This window comes from Odoribacter sp. Z80 (genome assembly GCF_009935865.1).
Taxonomy (GTDB): Bacteria; Bacteroidota; Bacteroidia; order Bacteroidales; family Marinifilaceae; genus Odoribacter.
On sequence record NZ_QWEL01000004.1, the window covers coordinates 143006 to 167570 of the forward strand.

The window sequence follows — 24565 nt, forward strand, 5'->3', positions numbered from 1 at the left end:
GCTTAAAACAAAACAGGAGCTATAGGAAATTCTTCCCATAGCCCCTGCTTCATCCTAAACAACCGTGACAGCATTTATAACAGAAAAGCTGCCGCCATATTCAAGTCAAAAGAAGTCTATTTTCCACTCTCTTTTTTACGGCTGCTGCCACGTGAAGTCTCGTCGCTCTTATGGCTGGTTTTGGCAGGTTGTTCCTGACTGCCACTCTGAGTGCGGCTACCTGATTGAGTACGGCTGCTCTGTGAGCTGCGACTTCCACTGCGAGAAGTTTCACCACCCTTACGGCCTGCTTCTACATGTTGTTCGTGGCTGCCTCCCTGAGTATGACTACCACTGTTTCCTGCTTTTTGATTTTCCTTGTTCATCGTACTTGTATTAAAAATTATACATTCATAGAAACGTAATTTACCTTCTATTATTCTCCCAATTCAATTATTTTCCCGTTTTACTGCTCTGAGAACCCGATTTGGAAGATTTTGCCTGAACACTCTTTCCGCTACTATTTTTAGAAGATGAGCATCCTTTAGAAGTCCCGCTGCTCTGAGAAGCTGTACTTCTGGTTTTCGTTTTTTTACTTTCTTCTTTCATAACTAACAATTTAAGTGAATATTAAAAATGATTCTCTCATTCCTCAAACGATCCTCCTCACCGGATAGTCCCCTGACCTGTTGTATTCTCTTTACCGGAAGGTTTATCTTTTGAAGAAAAAGTATCAGTAGTTTTCCTCAGTTCTTCATGGGCATCCCGGATTTTGTCATCAGCCTTATCCATTTTCTTTTCAGCTTTTTCCATTTTTCTGACCCCATCGTTTTCATATCCCTGGGCAAATTTATCCTGAGCTTTGTCCAATTTCTTTTCGGCTTTATCCATCTTTTTTTCGGCCTTCTCGTACTTATCCTCAGCCCGTTCACTATGATTCTTGCCTGTCCAAGCGTCCATCTTTTCCCCTACCTTATCCTTCAGATTATTCATCTTATCTTCAGCTTTATCAGCCCATTCATTGATTTTATTCTTCGTCTTATCAGTCCAGTCATTTACTTTATCCCCCACTTTGTCTGAAGATTCACGAGTTTTCTCTCCCATTGTGCGGGCACCTTCGTTCACCTGTTCACGAAGGTTTGCAGAACGCTGTTCTGTCTTACCCGAGCCGATTTCACTTTCCCGGATTTTCCCGTACTGCGTCTCATCCGACTGCACATGGTGTTCCTGCTTCGTTTGCTGTCCCCGGTAATTCTCATTACCCATCGGTGCTCCTTGTTGTGAAGATTGTTCCGGTTTTTCCTGGTAATCTTCACGCCCCTGGTTGTTTGTACCTGTTTGCATAATCTCTAAATTTAGTTGTTAATATTTGATAGCCAGCCATTCAATCAACCGTCTACCGAAATTGTTTACAGTATAAACGCCATTCCATCTTCTATGTTAGTTAAATACAACACAAAAAACATTAATAAAACACTGTATTTCAATAATATATGTATTTATTGATAAAATTTATCCAGCCATTTCCCTGCCTGTATTTTCTTTTACCTCAAATCCCTCATAAAACTTCCGTCGAAAATATCCGGCAGAATTACACTCTATAATAATGCTTATATTTTTTTACAGAACAAACATTGTAAATCAACGTTTTACCAATAAGATATGTCCGTCAAAACGGAATATTCATTTATCAACCCTATTATTAATCTAAAACCAATGAATTATGTTTTACCATGTAAAAGAGTTGCAATTCAATGCCAGGGTTTCCGAACCCGACCCGCGTTTCGCACGTGTATTGCTTGAAGCATTCGGCGGAGCCAATGGAGAGTTAAAATCGGCCTTACAATATTTCGTACAGGCTTTCAGTTGCCACAATCCCTTCCCGGACAAATACGATATGTTGATGGACATCGCTACCGAAGAATTCGGACACCTTGAAATCGTAGGAGCTACCATCCAAATGTTATTGGGAAGTGTCGGCGGCGAAATGAAAAACGTAGTGGAAGATACCCCCCTTCATACTATGATGAGCGGCAAAGCTGCAAAAGAAGACCTCATTCATCAGGCATTCACCTATCCGCATTTTCTGGTAGGTGCACCTGGCAGCCCGGCCCTTACCGACAGCAATGGTAATCCCTGGTGTGCCAGTTATGTTTCTGCAACTGCCGATTTAACAGTCGATCTCCGTTCCAACATGGCAGGTGAATGCCGGGCCAAAATTGGCTACGAAAACCTGATTCCATTAACCGACGACCCATTAGTAAAAGAAACACTTGTATTCCTGATGACCAGGGAAGTAACTCATTACCAGCAATTCGAAGCAGCCTTAGCCACCATTCAGCCCAATTTTCCACCGGCTGTATTCCAGACCTCCCCGAAATACAGCAATCTTTATTTCAACATGTCACAGGGCGAAGATGCCCGGGGCCCCTGGAACCAAGGAAAAAGTACCCAGTTACAGGAAGAATGGCAATACATTGCTGACCCCCTGAAATACGTAAGGGAAACAAACGGACTTGTGGACGCCGAACCGCAAGGAACAAACCGCACCGAAGAATCTGTTGAAAAAGCAGATAAAAAATTGGCGCAAGAACGGAGCAATGAAATTCTGTCAGCAACACCCTCCAAAAATATCCAATGGAACAAACAACAACCCGGCTCAAAAGACAAAAAGCAGCCCCTTTAGAAACCAATATTTTCTATACTACATTTACAAAAATGCCCTGTATGTTAACATGCAGGGCATTTTTACATTTTCCGTTTTCTCAGAACATAGGCTTCGTACGTTTCAATGTCGTGAAAATGATTTTTCAATGAACTGCCGCTCATCTTCTGACTTTTCACATTCCCTAAAATTGGGTGTATTATCCTAAGATAAATTGACTTTAAAATAAACGGATAGAAACAATATACTCACTATTTACCAAATTCCCGTATATTTAATTTTTGTGCAAAAAGCCATAAAAGTATGGAATCTTTATACCTTTAGGACATACATTGAATAGCTGATAACCAGATAATCTCATGTGTTAATTTGTAAATGAGAAGATTGTCCGGAAGTGGCTTAATCCTAAAATGGCTGAGTTCTGTTTTTGGAATTGCTCTGGACTTCCGGACGCCTTCATTAGAATTTTAATTTATAAGATTATGAAAGTAATAAATATTCCTTATTTGTTGTTTATTGTTTTATTGGGAGTGTTGTGCAGTTGTCGGCAACAGGTGGACACATCCAATCGGAGTTATTTTACCTTTGATCTGAAAGACAGAAAAGTGGCGATTCCCGTACAGTTAAACGATAGTGTAACGGTAAAATTGGTGTTTGATTCTGGGGATAATTTTGGCTATAATTTTGAGTTTGTAACTTTGGACAGCAGTATATTGTCGGTCAATCCGTCTTTATCTCAAAATCACGTATGGGGCACAATACCTTGGGGTGTTGCATGGAGTATGGTCAAAGAGCCGGCAATACTCTATGATTCGATGCAACTAAAGTTGAAACTTGGCAGAACTGACTTTGTCTATTCAGGAATATGTGCATGGTCTTATAAAAAATATATGAATAGCACTCTTGCTGACGGGATGTTCAATATTCCCAAAAGCGATACGACACACGTATGGGAGTTGAACTTTGAGAACAATTATATGGAAGTTCATTCCGCAGATGGCTACCAGTTTCCGAAAAATTGTATACTGTTACCGTTGGAAATCTCGGACTATAGCCCTTTTTTTGTCACCTTGCCGTTAAAAGTTTGCTTTTCGAACCAGGATACTCTTACTATTTATCAAAAGTTTTTTATTGATACCGGACTTTCCAAGGATATTGTCTTTTTGTTAGGAACACAGGAGCAGGACTATCTGCATCAAAGGGAAGATGCGGTATGGTTGCAGGATTTAGGTCGTTATACACGGTATTATACGGTGACAGGGACGTTGTTTAATGATTTACGGTTGGATTCCTTGCGTCTTTATACGCTGGACTATAAAAATTCCGTGTCTCATCCGTATGTTATCGGTTTGAACTTTCTAAAACGTTTCAATGTCTTTTTCGACATGAAAAACAAGCATCTCGGCTTGCAACCTCTCCGTCATTTTAAGCGTCTGGTGAATCCTTTGTACCAACGTTTCCATTATTCGACTCGGAAGAGCCAGGATGGCAGATTTATTGTGAATTGTGTAGGCAATTACAAAGAAAATTATTATAAGACGGCGGGCTTGCAAGTGGGTGATGAAATTGTTTCCATAGAGGGCATCCCCTACGGTGAAATCACTTTGGAAACAGCCAATCAATTACGTTTGCTGGATGCTTTGGCTGTAAGTATAGTACGTAACGGTAAGCCACAGACTTTACATGTGAAAATAGACCGTAATGAACCCACAGGAGATTAGCGGATTAAATACTAATCATAAAATAGAAATACAATAAACGATCAGTTAAGCAATTTTAATATTGAAACAGAATACGGTAATTTGCTAACAATGATTACAAAGAAAAAGGCGGAAACGTTGATGCTGGATTGGTTCGGAAGCGAACCTTTGATGTATTTTGACGAAGTGATTGCTAAATTTCGGAATTTTCGCAAAAAGCGATTTCGGAATGTCTTTTTAGGTTTTACACAGCAAATCACGACGAACGGAATCCTGCTCAATGAAAAACGAATCCGTATGATGAATTATGAGCAGACACTTTTTTGACAACAAGCCATAAATCAGGCATTTACTTTAAAAATCGTTACTAAAATCATCGTACTGTTTTTAGTAACGATTTAGTAACGGAACTTTGTCCAAACGGGGCTTTTTCGTGTCTTTGAGATATTCAATAGAGAAAAGAAAAAATCCCGTAAAACCTTGATTTTACAGGGTTTGTCGTATATTGTCCCCCATTCGTATCTGGAGTTCGGCGGAGAGAGGGGGATTCGAACCCCCGGTACAGTAATCCCGTACGACAGTTTAGCAAACTGTTGGTTTCAGCCACTCACCCATCTCTCCAGAGTGCTGAATTGCACTATTGCGACGACAAAAGTAGTGCTTTTTCGTAAACCTACAAAACTTTTACTACTATTTTTAAGAATTATTTCTTGACAGCAGAGTTGCAACACAGCTTTTCAAACAATTGCCGCTGAAACTTACGTTCTGCCTCTCCCAGTCTCCAAACCTTTGAAGCAGGAAGGATGCCTGTCATACGCTGATAATATTCCTTCTTTATCTTCTGCAATTCATCTTCCCATGCTAATTTTTTACCAATGGCTTCCGCATACTTCTCTTCTGCCAAAGCAGAAGCCTTATTCACCTCATTCGCTCCTTTGCGCATTTGTCCTTCAATCTCTCTTCTCTTTTTCCGCATTTCATTGTACAAAGGCCAGAACACTGCAGCTTCCGAAGGAGACAAATCCAATTCCTGAGTAAAAAAAGCAACCTTCTGGGCCTCAAATTCTTTCCGTTTTTCCTCTGTCAGTTTTCCCTGGGCAACCGCCATACTACCTCCCCCTGCCAGTAACAGCAATAACAATATTATATTTTTCATATCCAAATTTTTATCATCAGTAATTTTCTGCATATAACAACTCATAACTATCCATTTCGGAAAACAGATACTCAATAATTTCCTCATTTGTCGGATTGAAACGGGCATCAAAAACATTTTCTTCAGTTATCTCCAAATGCTGCACCACCTCACCGCCTTGTTTTATGACCATCTGGTGTTTATCAACCACAGCCGGTAAGATAATCTGTACCACAAATAAAGCAAGTAAAAAAACACCTGTTAATCCCAGATAAGGCTTGACAAGTAACCAAATCCCCTCTTTCCGATGCTTCTCCCGCTTCCCCACCTGTTCCATCAACCGGTCTTCCAACTGTTCAAAATAACCATCCGGTACAGAAAAAGGATTTTTCTTTTCGTATTTTTTATTGAAATTGTCCATACTCATCCATTTAAGGTGTCTACAATTTTCAAATTTGCTTCTATCTTCTTCACAGCATTGTAATAAGTTGCCTTCAAAGTACCGACAGCGACTCCCAATATCTGTGCCATATCTTCATAAGACAAATCATCAAAATACTTCATATTGAAAACCAATCGCTGACGGTCGGATAAAGTCAGAATTGCCCTTTGCAATTCCCTCTGAATCTCATCCCCCGAAAAATAATGGTCACTCACCAACGTATCCTCCAGCCAGGTAGAAATCTCATCAGTACTCCCATAAACTTTACGCCTCTTTTCATTCAGGAAATTCAAAGCTTCATTCGTAGCAATCCGGTACATCCATGTAAAAAGCTTTGATTCATAGCGGAATTCTTTCAACCCTTGCCAAATCTTCACAAACACATTTTGCAGTACATCATCCGTATCTTCATGACCAATCAGAATTTTACGGATATGCCAGTAAAGCCGTTCCTTATACTGATTTACCAACAAGCGGAAAGCCCGCTGTTCCTGCTTCTCTGCATGAAACAAAGTAATGATATATTCATCCTCAAAGACTTCCATTGGCGTTTTTACTGCTTTCTAAATATAGACAAAAATAAACTCTTAAAGTTTATTCAGACAGTTGTGAAAAAGCACGGATATGCTTAAAATAATATTGAAAGACTATACATCCCCGGTAGATACAACGGTCTGTACCCTCTTGCCCTGAGGGTTGATAATAAGCTTTCATCTTCCCGAACTCACGATAAGCCAACCAAACAGACCGGGCATTCTTCCATTCTCCTTTTGCCAGAAACAAAACCAGCGCTGCCAAATCCAATCCCCAACGTTGCCACCTCACCTGACGCCACTGACTGATGGTCAGATTTTTATATAGCATAAGCAGATTATTGCGATAATTCAAAAATAACTTCCGGGGATGGTTCATAGGCAGCGACCCTCCTCCCAAATGGTAAACAACCGAGGCTGGAACGACTTTCAACACCCCTCCTTTATTCCGCAACCGCCAACACAAATCAATTTCTTCCATATGGGCAAAAAAATGTTCATCCAATCCCCCAACCCGTAAATAATCAGCCCTTCTGATACACAGGGCAGCACCACTGCACCAAAATACTTCCGCCGGTTCATCGTATTGTCCCCGGTCCACTTCCGTTACATTTAAAATGCGGCCCCGGCAAAAGGGAAATCCCAAACGGTCGATATATCCGCCACAAGCCCCGGCATACTCAAACTTATCTTTCTCCCGCCAGGACTTGATTTTCGGCTGCACAGCCATCACCTCCCGCTCCTTCTCCAACATTTCTACCAAGGGATCCAGCCACCCTTCCGTTACCTCCACATCACTATTCAACAAAACCACGATTTCCTCCTCCCTCTCCTTAACCGCCCGGTTATATCCTCCGGCAAACCCATAATTCCGGTCATAGCAAACCAGCTCTACCGAAGGAAATCCCTGCTTGACTACCTCCACTGAACAATCTTCAGAAGCATTATCCACCACCACTACCTTTCCCAATGCGGAAGGCGTATATTCCACCACGGAAGGCAAAAATTTCTGCAATAATTTTTCACCATTCCAATTTAATATAATCACTGCCACTTTAACCATATCCATCCCTTTCATTCAAACACCCGGACATTCCTGTCCTGCGAAACACGCTTATGTTTCCACCGCTTATGCGACCATAACCACAATTCCGGAACTTCCCGGATATTATTCTCTAACCGGCGGGTATGCATCCGGGTTAACTCTCCAGATTCCAAGCAATTCGGTTGATCACAAATATTTATAAAATCCACCTCATAATACCCCCTCTTCACTTTACGCATCCGTAAAGAAACCACCGGAATGTCAAATTTACGGGCTATCTTCTCGGTTCCGAACAATACGGGAGTATCCTGATTTAAAAACTCCATCCAGAAATTCAGATTCGCAGCATTAGGAGTCTGATCACCGATAAACCCGGCCAGAAATAAACGTCCGGCCCTCCTATTCTCTACAATTTTCCGTAATATATCATTCTTCGGGACAGGCTTAGCCCGAAAACGGGAACGAATCCGGAACATTGCCCGGTCAGCAACCTCATCGTGTAACGGTTTATACAATGTGAAGAAATCAACATCCCCGGGCATCCATAAACCATAAGATGCCATCCATTCCCAATTACCGTAATGCCCTAACACTGCTATAACACTCTTCCCTTCGTCAAAATAACGCTGAACGACTTCCGGGTTAGTAAAAACACAACGACGACGAATATCCTTCTCCGTCATATGCCCCAGATGATAGGATTCTACAAACAAATCACAAAGATGCCGGTAAAACTTTTTTTCTATTCGGATAACTTCCTCCAAAGATTTCTCAGGGAAAGCATGCATCAAATTCATCCGGACTACTTTACGCCTGTACCTTATTACATAATAAACTACCAGCCAGGAAATATCGGAAAACAAATAAAGTACCGCCAGAGGCAATTTACTGACTCCCAAAATTAAACTACATAATATTTTCGACCTCATTGCATCCGCTGATTTGAAAATTCAAAGATAAAGGGTTTAAACCAAAATCTAAAATCCTCCATTGCAAATCTAAAATAATTTGTCTTTCTCAGATAAATAAACTATTTTCGTATTTGATAATGAAGCAAAATGACAGTCATATGCTTCATGCGGATACACATATTTAAGCGCTGACAAACTATGGAGCAAGAAAAAAGCTTTATCTCAGAAGAAGAAACCATAACCCCGGAAGTTTCAGAAAACAATGAAACCCCGGAAAATACATTACCCCAACCTCTGCCGGAAATCAATTTTTCGGCTCTTTCCACTGAAGAAATTGTTCGTCAGGCTCAAAAGCTGATTGACGGATATCCCGTAGCTGCAATAAAAAATACAATGGAAAGCTTGCCGGAAATATTTGAAGCCCGGTATAAATCAGAATACGAAAAAGCACTGGAAAAATTCACAGCTGACGGAGATTCGCCAGAAGACTTTGAATATAAAAACGACAACCGGGAACGTTTCAATGCACTCTATAAACTCTATAAAGATAAAAAAAATTCCGCCAACCGGCAGCTCGAAGCCGAACGGGAAGAAAATCTGAAAATCAAAACCGGTCTTATTGAGGAACTCAAAGCACTGGTTCAGAAGGAAGAATCCTTAGATAAAACCTTTCAGGAATTCAGGGATATACAAGAACGCTGGCATAATACAGGCATGGTTCCTCAGGCTTGCGTGAACAGCCTGTGGGAAACTTATCACCATCATGTCGAAAACTTCTATAACTATATAAAAATCAATAAAGAACTCCGGGATTTAGACCTGAAGCGCAACCTGGATGCCAAAAATGCACTTTGTGAAGAAGCGGAAAAATTAGCGGAAGAAAATGACATTGCCGCCGCTTTTAAACAGTTGCAATTACTACATACCCGATGGAAGGAAATCGGCCCTATCCCTAAAGAACAAAAAGAAAACGTCTGGGAACGCTTTAAAACGGCAACCGGTCAAATCAACGAGAAATACCACCATTTTTTTGAATCTCTGAAACAGGAACAAGAAAACAACCTGAAATTAAAGGAAGAAATTTGCGAAAAAGCCGAACAATTGGCCCGGGGAGAATACAAAGGAATCTCGGAATGGAACACCGCCACCAAAAGCATTCTTGAATTACAGGAAGAATGGAACCACTCAGGCAGCATTCCACAAAAAGAACGGAATAAAATTTACAAAAAATTCCGGACTGCCTGCGACCTCTTTTTCGACCAGAAAAGAGAATTCTATAAAAAATGGAATGAAGAACAGGACAAAAATCTGGCACTAAAAATTCAACTTTGCGAAAAAGTAGAAGCAATCAAAGACAGTACAGAATGGAAGAAAACTGCCGATAAAATCATCTCCTACCAAAAAGAATGGAAAAAAATCGGACCCGCTCCCAAAAAATACTCCAACAAAGTATGGGCACGGTTCAAAACAGCTTGCGATACTTTTTTCAATAACAAAAATAATTTTTTCAAAGACATTGACACCGAACAAGCCCGGAATTTAGAACTGAAAAAAGCAGTGATGGAAGAAATCAAACAATTCCGCCTAACGGGCAACACAGAAGAAGACATCAGTAAACTGAAAGAATTTCAAGCAAAATGGAGTGAAATCGGCTTCGTTCCCATCAAAGTAAAAGACAGCCTCCAGGAAGAATTCCGGAATGTCATGAACGAATGGTTCGACCAGTTAAACCTCAATGAATTTGACCGCAACCTGGAAAGATTCAGGGCAAAGCTTTCCTCCATGGACAGCAGTGAGAATAAAGAATTCAAAATCATCAATGAAAGAGAAAAACTGGTAGGAAAAATTAAACAACTGGAAACCGATATTCACACGTGGGAGAACAACATGGGCTTCTTCACAAAATCCAGCAAGGCCCAGGGACTTATCAGTGAATTGACTTCCAAAATCGAAAAAGCTAAGCAACGGCTGAAACTTTTACAAGAAAAATTAAAAGCACTGGACACATTAATTTAACGACATTAAAAACTTCATCCCAAGGGTGCCTCGAAAATGTTCGGGCACCCTTTTTACTTTTCCCCTTTAATTATTACATTTGCAACTTCGATAAATTTATAAACAAAAGATACAGTGTCAACAAAATATGTATTCGTCACCGGCGGTGTTGCCTCTTCTCTGGGAAAAGGTATTATAGCCTCATCTCTTGCAAAACTACTTCAGGCAAGAGGTTACAAAGTTGCCAATCAAAAACTGGACCCCTACATCAACATTGATCCGGGAACTCTGAACCCTTATGAACACGGGGAATGCTATGTTACCGATGATGGTGCGGAAACAGACCTCGACCTGGGACATTATGAACGATTTACAGGCTGTCCGACCTCCCAAGCCAACAACATCACTACCGGCAGAATCTATCAAAACGTTATCAACAAAGAAAGACGTGGTGATTACCTGGGAAAAACTGTACAAATCGTACCTCACATCACAGATGAAATCAAGCGCAACATAAAACTTCTGGGCAACAAAGGAGAATACGATGTCGTTATCACAGAAATCGGCGGTACTGTCGGTGATATTGAATCATTACCTTTTATTGAAGCAGTCCGTCAGCTCAGATGGGAACTCGGAGAAAAATCTGTATTGATTCATCTGACTCTGGTACCCTATTTATCGGCATCCGGTGAACTGAAAACCAAACCCACCCAGCATTCTGTAAAGGCATTGCTGGAAATCGGAGTACAACCGGATGTTCTGGTCTTACGGACCGAGCACGAGCTCAACACCGACCTCCGCAGAAAAGTAGCCCTTTTCTGCAATGTCTCGCCCAAAGCCGTCATTCAATCCATCGATGTATCCACCATTTATGAAGTGCCGATTAAGATGAGGGAAGAAAAGCTGGACGAAATTGTCCTGGAACAGCTCGGTTTGCCGCTTAACAGCGAACCGGAACTGGAAGCGTGGAAAAAATTTCTTTATAAACTCAAAAATTACAGCAAAGAAGTCCGTATCGGCTTAGTGGGAAAATATGTTGAATTGCACGACGCCTACAAATCCATTGTAGAAGCTTTCATCCATGCCGGAGCAATCAACGACTGCAAGGTAAACATCGAATGGATTCACAGTGAAGAACTGAATGCTGAGAATGCCACTTCTAAACTAAAAGACCTTCATGGCATTCTCGTAGCTCCGGGATTCGGACACCGGGGAATAGAAGGAAAATTAGTTGCCATTAAATATGCCCGCGAAAACAATATTCCTTTCTTCGGTATTTGCCTGGGCATGCAAATGGCAGTCATAGAATTTGCCCGGAATGTATTGAAAATGGAAGGTGCCGATTCCACCGAGATGGCGGCCAAAACCCAATATCCGGTCATTGACCTGATGGATTCACAACAAGGAATTACCGAAAAAGGAGGTACCATGCGGCTTGGAGCCTATAAATGTGAACTAAAACCAGGCTCCAAAGCTTACGCAGCCTACGGCCAGCAAGAAATTATGGAAAGGCATCGCCATCGCTATGAATTTAACAGCAAATACCGGGATGTATTTGAAAAAGCAGGCATGCTCACCACAGGTATGAATCCGGAGACAGGCCTGACTGAAATTGTAGAGATTCCTGCACACAAATGGTTTGTAGGTGTTCAGTTCCATCCCGAATATAAAAGTACAGTCATCAAGCCCCATCCCTTATTCATCGCCTTCATCAAAGCTTGTTTGTCATAAAAAAAATTAAAAACAGACTTTCATAGAATTAAAACATGGACAAAAATACAATCATCGGTTTAATACTGATCTTCCTCATCCTGATCGGTTTTTCTTATTTCAATCATCCCAGTGAAGAACAAAGACTGGAAATGCTGCGTCAGGATTCTATCGCCAAGGTAGAAAGAAAAGCAGAAATAGCTGCTGCCCGGCAACAAGCTTCAGTTGAATCTTCCCCAAACGGCCTGGCAACCCCAAGCAGTCAAGCGGACTCCGTTTTCTTTCAGGCTAACGCAGAAAATAAAATTATCACTCTGGAAAATGATAAAATAAAACTTCACATCAGCACCCAGGGAGGGCAAATTGTCTATGTCGACCTCAAAGAATACCGTACTCACGATTCTTTGCCTCTGGTTTTATGGAAAAAACAGGAGGCAACTTTCGGACTGAATTTTTATGCTCTCAACCAGGAAATCAATACCGAAAAGTTCTTTTTCACCCCTGGCACGACAGAAACGACCCTTTACGCCAAAGACCAGGAACAAACATTGTCCATGCGCCTGTATGCTGACAGCACTAAATACATTGAATATCTTTACAAATTGGCCCCGGACAGTTATATGACTGATTTCAGCATACTTACCCATGAGATGGGAGAAGTCATCGCTTCCAATTCGTCATTCCTGACTCTTAACTGGGGCATCAACATGCCTCAGCTTGAAAAAAGTAAGGATTTCGAAAACCGCTATACCGGAATTTATTATAAATTTTTCGAAGATGATGTGGAGAACCTTTCCCTGACTTCTGACGAAAAAGAAACCCTGAGCAACAAAATCCAATGGATTGACTTCAAACAACAATTTTTTTCCTCTGTCCTGATTTCGGAAACTCCGCTCAGTGATGTGTTACTAACCAGTAAAATAAGCGAAAGGAACGGCTACCTGAAAGAGGTCAGTGCTGAAATTCCACTCCCATACAGTGGAAAAAGCAATGAACAATACAACATGAAATTTTTCTTCGGCCCCAATTCCTATTCTGTCCTAAAAGCTTATGGCAAGGACATCGACCTGCCCGACGTCATTAATATGGGATGGAAATGGATTGCCTGGTTCAACAAATATGTTGTTATTCCCATCTTCAATTTCCTGGAAAACAATACAACCTTGAACTATGGAATTATCATTTTATTACTGACCCTAATTATCAAGCTTATTCTTTTCCCGCTCACCTATAAATCTTACATGTCTCAGGCAAAAATGCGGGTGCTGAAACCTCAGCTTGATGAATTGACAAAAAAATATCCGGCCGACAAAGCCATGGAACGCCAGCAAGCCATGATGAAACTTTACAAACAAGCAGGCGTTAATCCTATGGGAGGATGCCTTCCCATGCTTATTCAAATGCCGATTCTGATTGCCCTCTTCTATTTCTTCCCGGGTGCGATAGAACTGCGTCAGCAAAGTTTCTTATGGGCAACCGACCTGGCATCTTACGATTCCATTGCCACACTGCCTTTTACTATTCCATTCTACGGAAACCATGTCAGCCTGTTTTGCCTGCTGATGACTGCAACCAATATCATCTATATGGTCATGAACAACAAAAATCAACCCCAGAATGACCAGATGAAAGGCATGCAAACCATGATGTATATTATGCCGGTGATGTTCCTGTTTATCTTTAACAGTTATTCCTCCGGTTTAAGCTACTACTATTTTATTGCAACCCTCATTACCATTCTCCAAACCTGGATTATCCGGAAATTTGTTGACGATAAAAAATTATTGCAGCAAATCGAACTGGCAAAAACCAAACCAGTCAAAAAATCCAAATTCCAACAAAGGCTGGAAGAAATGCAGAAAATGCAACAACAACGCATAAGAGAGCAGGCAAAAGGAAGAAAATAAACGAAGAAAATACCCCCTAAATAATTTAGGGGGTATTTTCTTTTTGGCCTTAGACAGGCCTATTCCAAACCTATCCTGTTTTCAACCAATGGTTTTCAACAAATTTATCATTTCAATGGCAGTAGTCATAGCTTCAAATCCTTTATTTCCAGCCTTTGTTCCTGCCCGTTCCACAGCCTGCTCTATCGAATCCGTAGTCAGAATACCAAAAATAACCGGAACACCTGTCTGCAACCCCACCTGTGCCACTCCTTTTGTTGCTTCATTAGCAACCATATCAAAGTGAGGCGTAGCCCCACGAATCACAGCCCCCAAACAAATCACAGCATCATACTTACCGCTCGCAGCCATTTTCTTTGCAATCAAAGGTACCTCAAAAGCTCCGGGCACCCAAGCTACATCCAAACCGGCCTCATCCCCTCCATGACGCACAAAAGCATCTACAGCTCCTCCCAGCAACTTAGAAGTAATAAACTCATTAAAACGGGCAGCTACAATACCCACTTTTTGGCCTTCCGCCAATAATTTTCCTTCCAGCAAATTCATATTTTTATCTTTTATCGTTAATATTTCATTTTTCCTCTTTCTTTTCTTTTTCTATCTTCTGCCGGACAGAAGCAATATCAGCCTCATTCCGCACATGCAAGATATGCCCCATCTTCTTATATTTGGTATACATATAAAACTCATTCTTCTCATTACAAGTCATCTCAATCGGTTCTCGCCCTACAACTTCCAGTCCAAAACCATCCAGACCTTTAATTTTTAAGGGATTATTAGTCATTAATATCATTCTCTTCACACCCAAATCAGCTAAAATTTCAGCCCCTGTACCATATTCCCTCAAATCGGCTTTAAATCCCAAAGCCAGATTGGCCTCCACCGTATCCATCCCCCCATCCTGCAAGTGATACGCTTTTAACTTATTAATAAGACCTATGCCACGGCCTTCCTGACGCATATAGAGCAAAACTCCGCGTCCAGCCTTCTCAATACGGCGTAGAGCTTCCGCCAGCTGCTCGCCGCAATCACAACGTAAAGAACCAAAAGCATCTCCTGTCAGGCACTCAGAATGAACCCGGCACAACACCGGTTCGCCATCCCCAATTTCCCCTTTCACCAAAGCAACATGATGCTCACCACTGATTTTATTTACATAACCGTAAGCTTTAAAAATACCGTATTTCGTAGGCATTTCCGCCTCCGTGACCCGCTCCACTAAAATCTCCGTACGACGGCGGTAAGTAATCAGGTCTGCCACGGTAATCATTTTCAATCCATGCTTTAAAGCAAATTCTTTCAATTCCGGGGTACGCATCATCGTCCCGTCTTCCCGCATAATCTCACAACACAATCCGCATTCTTTTAAATGAGCAATGCGCATCAAATCCACCGTAGCCTCTGTATGCCCCATCCGCTCCAATACTCCCCCCGCCTTGGCTTCCAGAGGAAACATGTGTCCCGGCCGCCGGAAATCCGAAGGTTTTGCTCCCTCTTCCACCGACTTCATCGCTGTCACCGAACGTTCCAAAGCTGAAATACCCGTAGTCGTCGAGATATGGTCAATAGAAACCGTAAAAGCCGTACAATGATTATCCGTATTATTAGTCACCATTTGTTCCAATCCCAATTTAGCTGTCAACTCCTTACTCATAGGCATACAAATCAATCCCTTGGCGTAAGAAGCCATAAAATTCACATTAGCCAAAGTCGCATGTTCGGCAGCACATATCAAATCCCCCTCATTCTCCCGGTCCGGGTCATCCACCGCAACAATCATTTTTCCGGCTCTCAAATCAGCGACAGCTTCTTCTATCGTACTAAATTTAAATTCTTCCATTGTATTTTCTTTTTATATTTATCAAAAACCATGCTGTTGCAGAAAATCCAAAGTCAACCCAGAGGCAGTTTTTCCTCCGCCTGACAATTTTTCTACATATTTTGCAATCATATCATTTTCCAAGTTGACTATTGCGCCGACAGACTTTCCGGCCAACGTAGTCTCTTTCTGGGTATGGGGAATAACAGACACCCGAAAAACAGAAGCATCCACATAAGCAACAGTCAAACTGACCCCATCTATAGCAATTGACCCTTTTTCAATGACATAACGTAAAAGCTGCGGAGCAGCAGAAAAAGTCAGCCAAATAGCATTTTCATCTTCCGTTTTTTCAATCAAACGACCGGTCCCGTCCACATGTCCGGCTACCAGATGCCCCCCAATCCGGGCACTCAGGCACAAAGCCCGCTCCAGATTCACCCGCTCGCCCGGCTTAAGCAATCTCAGATTGCTTCGTTCCATAGTTTCCGGCATTACATCAGCAGAAAAGAAATTCTCCCCCATACCGGTAACCGTCAGACAAACTCCATTCGTGGCAATACTGTCACCGACCTTCGTATCTTTTAAAACTTTATCCGCCTCAATATCCAGGCTCACACTTCTGCTTCCTCTTTTTACCGCTTTAATCTTGCCTATTTCTTCAATAATTCCCGTAAACATAACTTTAATGGTCTTTACCGCGCCAATCTTCCTTTTATCAATATATCTTCACCCACTTTATCAACCGTCACCCGATGTAAAACCAGAGCGTCACTCATCCGGGCTATGCCTTCTCCCTCCACTGCCGTTTTTGCCTCTCTTCCCCCTACAATCTTAGGAGCCACAAAAGCCCAAACCTCATCAACCAGCCCGGACCGGAGAAAAGCTTCGTTCAACTGTCCCCCTCCTTCCAACAACACTGAATCTATTCCCAAGCGCCCCAATTGTTCCGATAAATCCAACAAATCCACATGCCCCTCCTGCTCCCGGCATACCAGGGTTTCCACACCTGATTTTCTCAAATGCTCCAGTTTCCGGACATCCGCTTTCATCGTATGAGCTATTACCAACCGGTAGTCGGCAGCCGTCTTTACCAGCCGGCTCTCCAAATCAACCGAAGCTTTACTATCCACCACAATCCGGACGGGCTGCCTGACCTTTCCCTCCAAACGACAATTTAACAGCGGATCATCTGCTTTCACCGTACCGCTCCCAACCATGATTCCCTGATAGGTACAACGCATTTCCTGTACTACCTTCCTGGCCTGCTCTCCACTCACCCACATAGAATCTCCCGTGCAAGTCGCAATCTTACCATCCAGCGTCATAGCTGTCTTCAAAACGACCCAAGGTTTTCCAGTAGTGATATATTTCAAGAAAATCCGGTTCTGCTCCCTCACTTTCTCTTCTTCCACCCCCGTCACCACTTCAATACCCGCTTTCCTCAACAACTCCACTCCTTTCCCCGCAACCAACGGATTCGGGTCTGTCAACCCGATAACTACCCTCGCAATCCGGTGCTCAATCACCGCCTCCGTACAGGGAGGTGTTTTCCCATAATGGCAACACGGTTCAAGAGTAACATACAAAGTAGCCCCTACTGCGCTTTCCGAACAATTCTTAAAAGCATTCCGCTCCGCATGCAAGCCGCCGAAACACTCATGCCACCCTTCTCCGATCACTTTTCCCTCTTTCACAATAACGGCCCCCACTAAAGGATTGGGATTTACCCAGCCCTTTCCCCGCTCGGCCAACTCAATGGCCCGGTTCATGTACTGTATATCTCTTTCTTTCATATAGAAAAATGCCCTGAATTGCTTCAGGGCATTATATAAATCACACAACAGGAATATTCATTCGCTGTGTTATCTCCTCTCTCATCCGGACTATCACCGTCGGCATCGGAATTTCACCGGTTCAGTCCCCTTCCGGAGAGTCGCGGGCTATCACCGCCGGTAGGGAATCACACCCTGCCCTGAAGAAATATCTAAAATGTACTTTGCAAAAGTAATGATAATTTTCTAAACATAGCCTCCCAACCGCCTATAAATCTTGATAAAATTTTTATCGTTTTTATACAAGGTATGCAGAAAAATTATAATTTTGAAGCACATATTCAAAACAAACTTACAGTTATGTACGGAAAATTTCAAGATTTCTTAAAAAGTGAAATTCAGTCTATTAAAGATGCTGGTTTATACAAAACCGAAAGACTGATCGCAACCCCACAGGGTGCAGAAATTAAATTAACAACCGGAGAAACCGTGTTAAACTTTTGTGCCAACAATTATCTGGGCCTTTCTTCTCATCCGAAAGTGATTGAAGGAGCTAAAAAAGGATTGGATGCCCGGGGCTACGGTATGTCTTCCGTGCGTTTCATCTGTGGAACCCAGGATATTCACAAAGAACTGGAAGCAAAGATTTCCCAATTCTTTGGTACAGAAGATACAATTTTATATGCAGCTTGTTTCGATGCCAACGGCGGTGTTTTTGAACCCCTCTTCTCTCAAGAGGACGCTATCATATCTGATGAATTAAACCATGCCTCCATCATCGACGGAGTACGTCTGTGTAAAGCAGTTCGCTACAGATACAAACACGCCAACATGGAAGACCTGGAAGAACAGTTGAAAGTAGCACAGGCTCAACGGTTCCGAATCATCGTTACCGATGGAGTTTTCTCTATGGACGGCGACATTGCCAGATTAAAAGAGATTTGTGACCTCGCAGACAAATACAACGCCCTGGTCATGGTAGACGATAGTCATGCTGCAGGGTTCATCGGAAAAACAGGTCGTGGTTCTGCTGAATACAACGGAGTAATGGACCGCATCGACATTTTTACCGGAACGCTGGGTAAAGCCCTGGGTGGAGCTATGGGCGGTTACACCACTGGTAAAAAAGAAATCATCGAAATGTTGCGTCAACGGTCAAGACCTTATTTGTTCTCCAACTCTTTATCTCCGGCAATTTGCGGCGCTTCCATCGCCGTATTCGATATGCTGATGGAAAGCACAGAACTGCGCGACCGGGTGATGGAAAACGCAAACTATTTCCGGGGCAAACTGAAAGAAGCCGGTTTCGACATCAAACCGTCAGAATCAGCTATTGCAGCCCTGATGTTATACGATGCTGTGCTTTCACAGCAATTCGCAGCCGAACTGCAAAAAGAAAATATTTATGTAACCGGTTTCTACTATCCGGTTGTTCCGAAAGGACAAGCACGCATCCGGATTCAGTTGTCTGCCGCTCATACCCGTGAACAATTAGACCGGGCTATTGCAGCATTTATCAAGATCGGTAAAAAACTGAATGTTATTCACTAATATTCAGAACATCAACTATTATCAATAGGGCTGCCGGTTTCCGACAGCCCTATTTCTTTCCGGACTACTAAAAAGCAAAAGACAAATAAACCACAAAATCAATTACCGCCAAGAGTTTTTTATACCGATACCCACACAGCCACACCATAAGGAATTTAGTTTTGTAGAAAAATACAAACCTAAAAACCAATAATATGGCATCAATCAAAGTAAAATTCCGCCCTTCCTCCATAAAAGGGAAAGAAGGTCGCATCTACTATCAAATCATCCAGCACCGCACTGTGCGCCAATTAAAAACAAAATACCGGATTTTTGCGGATGAGTGGAATAAAACCAAAGCCTCAATCATTGTCAAAAATACCCGCAACAACCGGTACCATTACCTGTTTTCTATTCAGGAACACATCATCAGAGACCTCAGACAACTGGAAAAGATCATTTATTTATGCAAAAGAAATTCAAGCAACATAACAACAGCAGACGATGTTATCCAAAAATTCCAGGATTTTGCAAATGAACAATCCTTTTTCAGCTTTATGAAAAAGGTTATCATCCAACTTAAACGACTTCATCGCGAACGGACGGCAGAGGCTTACATTGCTACACTTAACGATTTTCTGCGATTCCGGAAAAACAAAGATATTATATTGGATGCCATAAACTCCGATTTAATGAGAGAATATGAAGCCTACCTGAAAGCAAGAGGCATTACCATGAACACTATTTCATTCTACATGCGCGTTCTTCGGGCTGTATACAACCGGGCTGTAGAAGAAGGAGCTACGGCACAACGAAATCCGTTCAAACACGTCTATACTGGAGTGGACAAAACCGTAAAACGGGCTGTCACAATAGCTCATATACGGAAAATCAAGGAATTAGACCTGACAGCCTATCCGGCAACGGCCTTTGCCAGAAATATGTTTATGTTCAGTTTTTACACCCGGGGCATGTCATTTGTAGATATGGCCTACCTAAAAAAATCGGATCTCAAAAACGGAATGCTAACCTACCGAAGGCGGAAAACCGGACAACAGCTTTCTATCAAATGGGAAAAATGTATGCAGGAAATTGTAGATAAATACAATACGCCGTTCCTACAAGCCAGTCCCTATCTACTGCCCATCATCAAGACACCCAACACAGAGAAAGCCAGACAACAATACAAAAACAAACTATATATGGTAAACACACACCTGAAACAAGTGGGGGAACTCATTGACCTGCCGATACCTCTAAGCACTTACGTAGCGCGCCATTCATGGGCCAGCATTGCAAAAAACAAAAACATACCTGTTTCCGTTATCAGCGAAGGTATGGGGCACGGTTCAGAAACCACAACGCAAATCTATCTTGCTTCCTTAGAATGTTCCATTATTGACAAAGCAAATTCACTCATCTTGAAAGACCTATGAAAAGTAAGACTAAAAACATCACTCCTTCAAATCAATGCGAGCGAAAAATCAGATACCAATGACCTTTTCAACAAAATAATTTGACCTTCATAACAAAGTAGCTGTCCTCATTTTATTGTAATTTTATACTTGAAATAAATATACCACCCTCTATCTATGAAAAAGTTATTAACCACACTCAGCACGATGATTCTACTCTCAATCGTCGCATGCGCACAACAAAACCAACAGGAAATGAAATCTTCACAAACCGGCAAGAAAGTACTGGTAGTCTATTTTTCAGCGACCGGTACAACCAAAACAATCGCCCAGAAAGTAGCAAAAGCAGCAAAAGGCAGACTATACGAAATAGTTCCGGCCCAGGCATACACTTCCGCAGACCTGAACTGGCATAACCAACAGTCCCGTAGCTCATTAGAGATGAACACCCCCGATTCCCGCCCCGCCATTGCTGGAGAAGCAGTCAATATAAACGACTACGACGTCATATTCCTCGGCTATCCCATTTGGTGGGATGTTGCCCCCCGTCCGGTAAACACTTTCATCGAAAGCCATCACTTTGATGGAAAACGGATAATCCCTTTTGCCACCTCCGGAGGAAGCTCTATCAACAACAGTGTTGCTACTCTTAAAAAGACATATCCTCAGATAGACTGGGCGGAAGGCAAACTCCTAAACAGTACATCTGCAGCCAATATCACACAATGGGTGGAAAAGGTTCTTGAATAAGGTCCCATACATCATACCATCATCTCTTCTCATTCCCGATAAATCAACAAATCGGGAATTTTTTATTACGGACCCACACCACAAAAACGTTGTTTACAAGGTTTCTAATTCAAGATGTAATATGGGATACGGCTTCCCCTCACTGTCAATATCATCACGTCCAACAACCGCAAAGCCATGCCTTTGATAAAATTCCAATGCCCGGCAATTTTGTTCATTGACATCCACCTTTCGTATGCCTTTATCTCTTACGGCAAACAGAAGCAAGGCCGAGCCATAACCTTTGCCCATCACACGGGGATGAACAAAAAGCATTTCAATCATTCCTGCACTTAATCCGATAAAAGCACATAAATTACCGACCTCATCCCTTAGTGCATACAACTCTACATTCAGCATATAATCATGAGGAATCCTCGCCCGGTAAAAATCAATGTCTTCCCTGCTCAGGAAATCATGCGTGACCTTCACTGCCTCAAACCATATCCGCGTCAAGGTCTCATATTCCCAACATCGTTCTATTTTCCCACACTCTACCATGAAAAAGATTTTTATTTTGAATAATCACCTTCAAAAATAAGTCCTATCCATTACATTCCATGCAAATTCTTTGCTGAATCTGCATAGTTTCAGCAATAAATTGTTCACCGCCAAACCCTACAATGTGCGTTATTTTGCTGGATAGGGACATTACAAAAATCGCTGAAACTAAAATAGTTTCAGCGATTTACGACATCTTGCCGGTTTGTCTGGTGATCCGCCTGGGATTCGAACCCAGGACCCCAACATTAAAAGTGTTGTGCTCTACCGGCTGAGCTAGCGAATCGGGCCACAATGTTTCTCCATTGCGGGTGCAAAGATAAGGATAATATCTATCCGTACAAATTTTTAGGACTTTTTTTATTATTATTCATCCGAAAAATACACAGATTCCACCTTTTGGAGGCGGGAACGAAGGAGGGGCATTTCTTTCTGACGGATAGAGAGGAGCATCTCGCATTCCAATTCAAACTGACGTTCAAGTATTTCAGGATTTGTTTCTTTTACAATTCTCATCACATCATTCATGACAGGATAGTTAAACCGGACCCGCAAAACCTCATTTACGGTTTTTTCCACCATAACGGCATTCTGCAAAGCATCTGCAGTTGCTTCCCGATAGGCATTTATCAATCCGGAAACACCTAATTTTATTCCTCCGAAATAACGAACGACAACAATCAAAATATCAGTCAAATCATGAGACTGGATCTGTCCCAGAATCGGTTTACCGGCAGTAGAAGAAGGTTCACCGTCATCATTGGCCCGAAAAAGCTTTTTATCGGCTCCTAATCTCCAGGCATAGCAATGATGGCGGGCATCGTAGTATTTTTCCTTTATTGCAGCGACAATAGTACGGATTTCCTCTTCCTGTCTGACAGGATAGGCCAAAGCGATAAAACGGCTTCCTTTTTCCTTATACTGTCCTTCTGCCGGAAATTCTATGGTTTTATAGACATCTTCCATAAACGGAGTTTAATTAAAAAGGGATTAAAATCCAGCACCTCACTTTCATTTAATCCCCTTTTGCGCTTCAGTCAGTTTTTTTCAATTACTGCAATACAGCTTCCGTTGAATTTCTTCCACCTGCATTTTAAAATTCCGGTCCGTTTCCATCAGGTCGGTAACAGCCTTACAAGCATACAACACCGTGGCATGGTCTTTTTTACCGATTTGATTTCCAATATAAGACAAGGAATATTTCGTATAATTTTTACTAAAATACATGGCCAGTTGGCGTGCCTGCACAACCTCTCTCTTGCGGGTTTTGGTCTGCAACAATTCACGGGAAATTCTAAAATGGTCACAAACGATATGTTGTATTTTATCTACTGTCAGTTCTTCGGTAGACTTCTTTACCATTTTGCCCAGAATATCCTGCACGACCTCTACGGTCAGGTCTTTTTTATTAAAGGTGGACTGTGCCAGCAAAGAAATCATTGCTCCTTCCAGTTCCCGGACATTATTGTCTACATATTTGCAAATGTATTCAATCACCTCTTCTGAAAAGTCAATCCCGTCTTTCCGGGCCTTGTTCAACACAATTTCTTTACGGGTTTCAAAATCGGGAGCTTTTATTTCCGCGGATAATCCCCAGCGGAAACGGGACAGCAAACGGTCTTCCATCCCTTCCAATTCAGCCGGAGCTTTATCACAAGTAAGAATCAATTGTTTACCAGATTGGTGCAAATGATTGAAGATATGGAAAAAAGTATTCTGGGTACCGGTTTTTCCGGCCAATTCCTGTATATCATCCAGAATCAGCACATCTATCAATTGATAAAAATGTAAGAAATCATTTACTTCATTCCGTCTGACCGCTTCAGTAAACTGTGTCTGAAAGATATTGGTAGAAACATACAATACAACCTTATTCGGATGATTCTGCTTCACCTCCAATCCGATTGCCTGGGCCAAATGTGTTTTCCCCAAACCAGAACCTCCGTAGATTAACAAAGGATTGAAAGCCGTACCCCCGGGGTTATTGGCAATAGCCATACCGGCAGACTTTGCCAGACGGTTACAAGTACCTTCCACATAACTTTCCATAGTATAGGCCGGATTCAACTGAGAGTCTATCTGAATCCGGTTCGAATTCCTTTCGAAAGGATTCTTCAACCCCGTATTCACAGGCTGTTCCAGATATACCGTACTGGCTACGGGCTTTTTAACCGGGTTCGAAGATAAAGTTGTAGTCAAAGGTTCGGAAGACTTGCTTCTCTCCACAACAACAGAGTATTCCAGCTTAGCCTTAGGTCCGATTACCGTCTGCAACGCCTTTTTCAGAATATCAATGTATTCGCCCTCCAATTCTTCGTATACATAAGCACTGGCCACCTGAATTGTCAAGACATCCCCCTCAAACTTCAATGCCCGAATCGGTTCAAAAAGGGTCCGGTACCGTTCCGGTACGACCTGCTCTTTGATTAAAGCCAGACATTTCGCCCAAATCCTTACACAATTTTTTTCCATAGTTATTTGTTTGCCAGTAAGTTTTCTTTTTTCTACCAACGGTTATTTTTCATGGTGCTAAATTCAAGAAAAAAAAATAGATAAAAAAATGGTTTTTTACTTGTTTATCTTCAAAAAACGCTTAGGGTTTCTATGTCAAATGTTTAGATGTAAATGACTAAAAATCAATATATTAAAATCAATACAGAAGGACATTTCTTTTTAACAATTAGAGAATCGGATGATTACCAATTTTATTTTAT

23 protein-coding genes, 2 tRNA genes and 1 riboswitch are annotated in these 24565 nt (G+C 41.9%); of the genes, 9 read left to right on the forward strand and 16 right to left on the reverse strand.

Features of this window, described 5'->3' with window-relative positions; translation table 11 throughout:
* Positions 1-432: 432 nt before the first annotated feature.
* Both D1136_RS05650 and D1136_RS05655 read right to left on the reverse strand, forming a co-directional pair.
* Positions 433-588, reverse strand: a complete 156-nt coding sequence (locus tag D1136_RS05650; protein ID WP_161876650.1) for a hypothetical protein — start codon at positions 586-588, stop codon at positions 433-435.
* 57 nt (positions 589-645) lie between these two features.
* The gene (locus tag D1136_RS05655; RefSeq protein ID WP_161876651.1) at positions 646-1323 is read right to left on the reverse strand and encodes a hypothetical protein; all 678 of its coding nucleotides are present in this window, start codon (positions 1321-1323) and stop codon (positions 646-648) included.
* A 379-nt stretch (positions 1324-1702) separates the two neighbouring features.
* On the opposite strand from D1136_RS05655, the gene D1136_RS05660 reads away from it, so the two are divergent.
* The 3 genes from D1136_RS05660 (at position 1703) to D1136_RS05670 (ending at position 4671) form a co-directional block, all read left to right on the forward strand.
* The gene (locus D1136_RS05660) at positions 1703-2665 is read left to right on the forward strand and encodes a manganese catalase family protein (protein ID WP_161876652.1); all 963 of its coding nucleotides are present in this window, start codon (positions 1703-1705) and stop codon (positions 2663-2665) included.
* A 461-nt stretch (positions 2666-3126) separates the two neighbouring features.
* On the forward strand, positions 3127-4365 hold the full coding sequence (locus D1136_RS10845; RefSeq protein WP_202623069.1) for a tight junction protein ZO-3: 1239 nt from the start codon (positions 3127-3129) through the stop codon (positions 4363-4365).
* A gap of 90 nt (positions 4366-4455) precedes the next feature.
* Entirely contained in the window at positions 4456-4671 is a 216-nt protein-coding gene (locus tag D1136_RS05670) for a hypothetical protein (protein WP_161876653.1), read from the forward strand.
* Positions 4672-4877: 206 nt separating this feature from the next.
* On the opposite strand, the gene D1136_RS05675 is transcribed toward D1136_RS05670, so the two are convergent.
* The 6 genes from D1136_RS05675 to D1136_RS05700 all read right to left on the reverse strand — a co-directional run bounded on the left by D1136_RS05675 (position 4878) and on the right by D1136_RS05700 (position 8428).
* Positions 4878-4965 (reverse strand) — tRNA-Ser (locus D1136_RS05675).
* Positions 4966-5047: 82 nt separating this feature from the next.
* On the reverse strand, positions 5048-5500 hold the full coding sequence (locus tag D1136_RS05680) for a hypothetical protein (RefSeq protein ID WP_161876654.1): 453 nt from the start codon (positions 5498-5500) through the stop codon (positions 5048-5050).
* Positions 5501-5516: 16 nt separating this feature from the next.
* Positions 5517-5900: a hypothetical protein gene (locus tag D1136_RS05685; RefSeq protein WP_161876655.1), complete on the reverse strand. Its 384-nt coding sequence runs from the start codon at positions 5898-5900 to the stop codon at positions 5517-5519.
* A gap of 2 nt (positions 5901-5902) precedes the next feature.
* Positions 5903-6466 (reverse strand): RNA polymerase sigma factor, encoded by a 564-nt coding sequence (locus D1136_RS05690; protein WP_161876656.1) that lies wholly within the window; start codon positions 6464-6466, stop codon positions 5903-5905.
* Between the two features lie 49 nt (positions 6467-6515).
* Positions 6516-7517 (reverse strand): glycosyltransferase family 2 protein, encoded by a 1002-nt coding sequence (locus D1136_RS05695; protein ID WP_161876657.1) that lies wholly within the window; start codon positions 7515-7517, stop codon positions 6516-6518.
* Between the two features lie 11 nt (positions 7518-7528).
* A complete protein-coding gene (locus tag D1136_RS05700) occupies positions 7529-8428 on the reverse strand; it encodes a lysophospholipid acyltransferase family protein (RefSeq protein ID WP_161876658.1) in 900 nt (299 codons plus the stop codon).
* Between the two features lie 180 nt (positions 8429-8608).
* Here D1136_RS05700 and D1136_RS05705 point away from each other — a divergent pair, with 180 nt between their 5' ends.
* The 3 genes from D1136_RS05705 to yidC all read left to right on the forward strand — a co-directional run bounded on the left by D1136_RS05705 (position 8609) and on the right by yidC (position 14022).
* A complete protein-coding gene (locus D1136_RS05705) occupies positions 8609-10426 on the forward strand; it encodes a DUF349 domain-containing protein (protein WP_161876659.1) in 1818 nt (605 codons plus the stop codon).
* A gap of 114 nt (positions 10427-10540) precedes the next feature.
* Positions 10541-12136, forward strand: coding sequence for a CTP synthase (locus D1136_RS05710; RefSeq protein ID WP_161876660.1), 1596 nt, complete (start codon positions 10541-10543; stop codon positions 12134-12136).
* Positions 12137-12171: 35 nt separating this feature from the next.
* Positions 12172-14022, forward strand: coding sequence for a membrane protein insertase YidC (gene yidC / locus D1136_RS05715; protein ID WP_161876661.1), 1851 nt, complete (start codon positions 12172-12174; stop codon positions 14020-14022).
* Positions 14023-14103: 81 nt separating this feature from the next.
* Here yidC and ribE read toward each other — a convergent pair whose 3' ends face one another.
* The 4 genes from ribE to ribD are packed head-to-tail and all read right to left on the reverse strand — an operon-like array spanning position 14104 to position 17637.
* A complete protein-coding gene (gene ribE, locus D1136_RS05720) occupies positions 14104-14568 on the reverse strand; it encodes a 6,7-dimethyl-8-ribityllumazine synthase (RefSeq protein ID WP_161876662.1) in 465 nt (154 codons plus the stop codon).
* A 25-nt stretch (positions 14569-14593) separates the two neighbouring features.
* Complete coding sequence (locus tag D1136_RS05725; protein WP_161876663.1) at positions 14594-15862, reverse strand: bifunctional 3,4-dihydroxy-2-butanone-4-phosphate synthase/GTP cyclohydrolase II; 1269 nt, start codon at positions 15860-15862, stop codon at positions 14594-14596.
* Between the two features lie 21 nt (positions 15863-15883).
* The gene (locus tag D1136_RS05730) at positions 15884-16522 is read right to left on the reverse strand and encodes a riboflavin synthase (RefSeq protein WP_161876664.1); all 639 of its coding nucleotides are present in this window, start codon (positions 16520-16522) and stop codon (positions 15884-15886) included.
* Positions 16523-16536: 14 nt separating this feature from the next.
* On the reverse strand, positions 16537-17637 hold the full coding sequence (ribD, locus tag D1136_RS05735) for a bifunctional diaminohydroxyphosphoribosylaminopyrimidine deaminase/5-amino-6-(5-phosphoribosylamino)uracil reductase RibD (RefSeq protein WP_161876665.1): 1101 nt from the start codon (positions 17635-17637) through the stop codon (positions 16537-16539).
* A gap of 69 nt (positions 17638-17706) precedes the next feature.
* Positions 17707-17828, reverse strand: a riboswitch (FMN riboswitch).
* 148 nt (positions 17829-17976) lie between these two features.
* On the opposite strand from ribD, the gene kbl reads away from it, so the two are divergent.
* The 3 genes from kbl (at position 17977) to D1136_RS05750 (ending at position 21311) form a co-directional block, all read left to right on the forward strand.
* Positions 17977-19167, forward strand: coding sequence for a glycine C-acetyltransferase (gene kbl, locus D1136_RS05740; RefSeq protein WP_161876666.1), 1191 nt, complete (start codon positions 17977-17979; stop codon positions 19165-19167).
* A gap of 194 nt (positions 19168-19361) precedes the next feature.
* The gene (locus D1136_RS05745) at positions 19362-20582 is read left to right on the forward strand and encodes a site-specific integrase (RefSeq protein WP_161876667.1); all 1221 of its coding nucleotides are present in this window, start codon (positions 19362-19364) and stop codon (positions 20580-20582) included.
* A gap of 156 nt (positions 20583-20738) precedes the next feature.
* Positions 20739-21311 (forward strand): flavodoxin, encoded by a 573-nt coding sequence (locus tag D1136_RS05750; RefSeq protein WP_161876668.1) that lies wholly within the window; start codon positions 20739-20741, stop codon positions 21309-21311.
* 93 nt (positions 21312-21404) lie between these two features.
* On the opposite strand, the gene D1136_RS05755 is transcribed toward D1136_RS05750, so the two are convergent.
* The 4 genes from D1136_RS05755 to dnaA all read right to left on the reverse strand — a co-directional run bounded on the left by D1136_RS05755 (position 21405) and on the right by dnaA (position 24323).
* Positions 21405-21851: a GNAT family N-acetyltransferase gene (locus D1136_RS05755; RefSeq protein WP_161876669.1), complete on the reverse strand. Its 447-nt coding sequence runs from the start codon at positions 21849-21851 to the stop codon at positions 21405-21407.
* Between the two features lie 210 nt (positions 21852-22061).
* Positions 22062-22137: transfer RNA gene (locus D1136_RS05760), tRNA-Lys, on the reverse strand.
* 80 nt (positions 22138-22217) lie between these two features.
* Positions 22218-22817 carry a YigZ family protein gene (locus tag D1136_RS05765; RefSeq protein ID WP_161876670.1) on the reverse strand — a complete coding sequence of 200 codons (600 nt, stop codon included), beginning with the start codon at positions 22815-22817 and terminating at the stop codon, positions 22218-22220.
* Between the two features lie 81 nt (positions 22818-22898).
* Entirely contained in the window at positions 22899-24323 is a 1425-nt protein-coding gene (dnaA, locus tag D1136_RS05770; protein WP_161876671.1) for a chromosomal replication initiator protein DnaA, read from the reverse strand.
* Positions 24324-24565: the final 242 nt, after the last annotated feature.

What these genes read in the sequence shown, in the direction of transcription:
- D1136_RS05705 (WP_161876659.1), top strand. Translation starts at nt 8,609, where the DNA reads ATGGAGCAAGAAAAAAGCTTTATCTCAGAAGAAGAAACCATAACCCCG.
- D1136_RS05690 (WP_161876656.1), bottom strand. Translation starts at nt 6,466, where the DNA reads ATGGAAGTCTTTGAGGATGAATATATCATTACTTTGTTTCATGCAGAG.
- D1136_RS05695 (WP_161876657.1), bottom strand. Translation starts at nt 7,517, where the DNA reads ATGGTTAAAGTGGCAGTGATTATATTAAATTGGAATGGTGAAAAATTA.
- ribE (WP_161876662.1), bottom strand. Translation starts at nt 14,568, where the DNA reads ATGAATTTGCTGGAAGGAAAATTATTGGCGGAAGGCCAAAAAGTGGGT.
- ribD (WP_161876665.1), bottom strand. Translation starts at nt 17,637, where the DNA reads ATGAAAGAAAGAGATATACAGTACATGAACCGGGCCATTGAGTTGGCC.
- kbl (WP_161876666.1), top strand. Translation starts at nt 17,977, where the DNA reads ATGTACGGAAAATTTCAAGATTTCTTAAAAAGTGAAATTCAGTCTATT.
- D1136_RS05750 (WP_161876668.1), top strand. Translation starts at nt 20,739, where the DNA reads ATGAAAAAGTTATTAACCACACTCAGCACGATGATTCTACTCTCAATC.
- D1136_RS05660 (WP_161876652.1), top strand. Translation starts at nt 1,703, where the DNA reads ATGTTTTACCATGTAAAAGAGTTGCAATTCAATGCCAGGGTTTCCGAA.
- D1136_RS05700 (WP_161876658.1), bottom strand. Translation starts at nt 8,428, where the DNA reads ATGAGGTCGAAAATATTATGTAGTTTAATTTTGGGAGTCAGTAAATTG.
- D1136_RS05685 (WP_161876655.1), bottom strand. Translation starts at nt 5,900, where the DNA reads ATGGACAATTTCAATAAAAAATACGAAAAGAAAAATCCTTTTTCTGTA.
- D1136_RS05655 (WP_161876651.1), bottom strand. Translation starts at nt 1,323, where the DNA reads ATGCAAACAGGTACAAACAACCAGGGGCGTGAAGATTACCAGGAAAAA.
- D1136_RS05745 (WP_161876667.1), top strand. Translation starts at nt 19,362, where the DNA reads ATGGCATCAATCAAAGTAAAATTCCGCCCTTCCTCCATAAAAGGGAAA.
- D1136_RS05765 (WP_161876670.1), bottom strand. Translation starts at nt 22,817, where the DNA reads ATGGAAGATGTCTATAAAACCATAGAATTTCCGGCAGAAGGACAGTAT.
- D1136_RS05650 (WP_161876650.1), bottom strand. Translation starts at nt 588, where the DNA reads ATGAAAGAAGAAAGTAAAAAAACGAAAACCAGAAGTACAGCTTCTCAG.
- dnaA (WP_161876671.1), bottom strand. Translation starts at nt 24,323, where the DNA reads ATGGAAAAAAATTGTGTAAGGATTTGGGCGAAATGTCTGGCTTTAATC.
- D1136_RS05680 (WP_161876654.1), bottom strand. Translation starts at nt 5,500, where the DNA reads ATGAAAAATATAATATTGTTATTGCTGTTACTGGCAGGGGGAGGTAGT.
- D1136_RS05670 (WP_161876653.1), top strand. Translation starts at nt 4,456, where the DNA reads ATGATTACAAAGAAAAAGGCGGAAACGTTGATGCTGGATTGGTTCGGA.
- yidC (WP_161876661.1), top strand. Translation starts at nt 12,172, where the DNA reads ATGGACAAAAATACAATCATCGGTTTAATACTGATCTTCCTCATCCTG.
- D1136_RS05730 (WP_161876664.1), bottom strand. Translation starts at nt 16,522, where the DNA reads ATGTTTACGGGAATTATTGAAGAAATAGGCAAGATTAAAGCGGTAAAA.
- D1136_RS05725 (WP_161876663.1), bottom strand. Translation starts at nt 15,862, where the DNA reads ATGGAAGAATTTAAATTTAGTACGATAGAAGAAGCTGTCGCTGATTTG.
- D1136_RS05755 (WP_161876669.1), bottom strand. Translation starts at nt 21,851, where the DNA reads ATGGTAGAGTGTGGGAAAATAGAACGATGTTGGGAATATGAGACCTTG.
- D1136_RS10845 (WP_202623069.1), top strand. Translation starts at nt 3,127, where the DNA reads ATGAAAGTAATAAATATTCCTTATTTGTTGTTTATTGTTTTATTGGGA.